Genomic DNA, 3049 nt, shown 5'->3' on the forward strand with positions numbered 1-3049 from the left:
CAACGGTCTTGTATATGAAAAGTAGCGGATTTTAAACGACTACTTTTCGGTTTGGTACTGACGATAAATTTATGAAAACCGCATTAGATTAAGCACTTAAACCGCTATTTTTTATATACGTTGTTACCCACTGGCTTTTTTTCATTCCGTTTGTTATTCAGCGTTGGCTTGAAAGCTCTTTGCAACCGCAGGAACGAGGATTACAATGTGCTTGAAAATTGTTAGGCATTTTATTCAGTCGCTTGTTTAATTCAATTTTTAATATTAGATTTGCATACTATAATTAGCGAAACATATGTTTAATAATCAATCATCATCAGTTGTCGATAGACAAAGTATTCACGAAAAAACTCTAAAAGTTTCTTATAGAAAGGATTTTGGTGTTTTCTTGACGAATAATATTCTAACTGTTGATGAGATTTTAGATGTTGTTGATTTTAATGATAAAGAAATCTTGCATAAGAAATTCCTTGAACCATCTTGTGGTAATGGTGTTTTTGTTATTCGATTACTAGAAAGGATTTTTAAAGAAAAGGGTAATCCTTCCCAATTTCAAAATTTTGTAGAATCAAACATTTGTTTCGTAGATGTTGATGAGAAAATGGTTGAAAAAACCAAGCAGAATATAAAAGAATATTATGAAATAAGATTTAATGAATCCTATGTTGGTAGTTTCAATGCTTTTGTGTATGATTTCACAAAAAGAATTAAACCTAAACATAATAACTCGTTATTTGATACTACTTTAGATGTACCTCTTGCAAAATTTTTGCAAAACATTGACTATGTAATAGGAAATCCTCCTTACGTTTCTTTATATGGAAGAAGGGACAGAAAAAAAGATGAGAGTCAAAGAGTTTATTACTTAAACAGGTATTCGCAGTTTCCTGATTCACTTAAAAATGGAAAAATCAATTACGTTATGCTATTTATTGAGCATTCAATTGATTTCTTAAAAGAGAATGGAAAGTTAAGTTTTATTATCGATTTAGCATTTTTCGAAACCGCTTATGAGCATACAAGAAAATACTTGCTCAATAATACTAAAATACTGTCCATAAAATATAATATTAAAGATTTTGAAGTTGCCAGTGGACAAGTAATTTTAACTGTTCAAAAAACTAAAGTAGAAGATAACTTTGTTAACATTATTAATGCAGAGGATGATAGTTTTATAGAAGTAAATCAAAAACTTTGGAATAATCCAAGCGATCAATACAAGTATAGATTTAATTCTTGTTCAAAAAGTGCTGAAATTGTACAAAAGGTAACTATTAAAAAATGTCCTACTCTCAAAGAACTGTATCCGAAAAAGAATTTACGCACTTGTGTAATGCTTTTGAATATGGAAGATAGATTTGTTTTTGATGAACAAAAGCCCAAAAAAGATGTTAGCATATATCCATATTATCAAGGTTCTAAAGGATTAAAAGATAAGTATGCTCAAATGGAAAACTCAAAGTTTTTCCATTACGATAAAGTATTGCAAGACAATATAAATGATGAATTAAAAGCTGAACTAACTGCCAAAGGAGTAAAAAATAAAAAGAGGTTAGGATTGGGTGAAACTGTTATTTATGATAATCCTAAAGTTTACATAAGACAATCCGCAAAAGAAATCATTGCATCCTTTGATGAAAAGCCAAGTTCTGCAAACAATAGTCTTTATGTATTTTCATTAAGAAATAACTCGGATACTACAATTCAGTTTTTGAAGTTTTTATGTGGTCTTTTAAACTCTGAACTTATCACATTTTATTGCCAACAACGTAAAATAATACGTTTTTCTAAAGGCAAACAACCTCAAATTAAAGTATCTGATTTATATACAATTCCAATTCCAACCGATATTAACCTTCAAAAAGAAATTTCTAACTTGGTTGGTTTGATATACGAAAGTGATAATTCAGGAAAGTTTATAAATGAGATAAATAATTTAGTTTATCAGTATTTTGGGTTTGATGAAGAAGACATTCAAACTATCAAAGACTCTATTGAATCTTTTTAGTTAAATCATCTTCAGATTTTTTATTTGCTTTTAAAAGTTCTTCTGTGATTTCATCTTGCTTTTTAAGAGCTTTATTTGAAATTTCGATTTGTCTTTGGTGACTTTCTTTTATTTTATCCATCAATAACTTGATAAATTCTTCTCGAGTCCTATATTCAGACGGTGCAGAAATATTTACTTGCAATTGATTTTTAGGATTTCTACGAAATGTAGAACTAATGTCTTTTAAGAAGTATAATTTCGAATAACTATCATTTAATTTAACGAATTTAAGTCCGTTATCTGTCGCTTCATAAAATACGTGAATAAAAGCGTGATAGAAATTCCCCTCATTTATAAGTTTGATAATCTTATTAGGTGTTCCAATATCTGGATTACTGTCAGCACTGGTAATTTTAAATGCTTTGAAATCTATCCAAATTTCTTCCTTATGACCATCTAAAACAAATTCAGTTCTTGCGTCCCAAGGGTTTTTTGTGCTTCCTTTGGGTGCTCCTTCTGAACCCTCAAAAAAATCATTGTCTATCGTGTATTCAACAAATTTTTCTTCTAGCCAATCGCTAATCTCTGCTCCAGCTCTTGATTTTGCTGATATTGGAAGTTCAAGATTTTCAGTAATAATTTGGTCAACAACTATTTTTAGTTTCTCTAATACTAATTCTTCAAATTCTTTTATGGTCATTCTAATAGCTCTTTTATATTTACTTCAAGTGCATTAGCAATTTTTTCAATATTTATAAGAGTTATATTTTTTTCCGCTCTTTCAATCATACCAATATAAGTTCTGTGCAAATCAGCTTTATGAGCCAATTCCTCTTGAGAAAGACCTTTTTCTTTTCGGATTTCACGAACTCTATCTCCAAATTTTATTAGTATGTTTTGTTTTGAATCCATTGCTAATTAAAGTATGCAAAGCTAACTTTAGTATTCAGCTTAAACAACAGACTATAATTAGCATTATTAGTCAGAGGTGGGAAAAAAGCAATGTGTGCGATAGCACTCTTTGCTTTTGTGTGGTTGGTTTTTCAGCTTGTGGGTAAC

General features: G+C 29.5%; 3 protein-coding genes. 1 reads left to right on the plus strand and 2 read right to left on the minus strand.

What is annotated here, in order from left to right:
- Positions 1–295 precede the first annotated feature (295 nt).
- Entirely contained in the window at positions 296–2008 is a 1713-nt protein-coding gene (locus tag C1T31_RS13960) for an Eco57I restriction-modification methylase domain-containing protein (RefSeq protein ID WP_103053135.1), read from the plus strand.
- Here C1T31_RS13960 and C1T31_RS13965 read toward each other — a convergent pair.
- Positions 1992–2690, minus strand: a complete 699-nt coding sequence (locus C1T31_RS13965; RefSeq protein WP_103053136.1) for a hypothetical protein — start codon at positions 2688–2690, stop codon at positions 1992–1994. The two genes, C1T31_RS13960 and C1T31_RS13965, sit on opposite strands and share 17 nt — an antisense overlap.
- Positions 2687–2902, minus strand: coding sequence for a helix-turn-helix domain-containing protein (locus C1T31_RS13970; protein ID WP_103053137.1), 216 nt, complete (start codon positions 2900–2902; stop codon positions 2687–2689). Before C1T31_RS13970 ends, C1T31_RS13965 begins: the two co-directional genes overlap by 4 nt.
- Between the last annotated feature and the right edge of the window lie 147 nt (positions 2903–3049).

This window comes from Hanstruepera neustonica (assembly GCF_002895005.1).
GTDB classification, from domain to species: domain Bacteria; phylum Bacteroidota; class Bacteroidia; order Flavobacteriales; family Flavobacteriaceae; genus Hanstruepera; species Hanstruepera neustonica.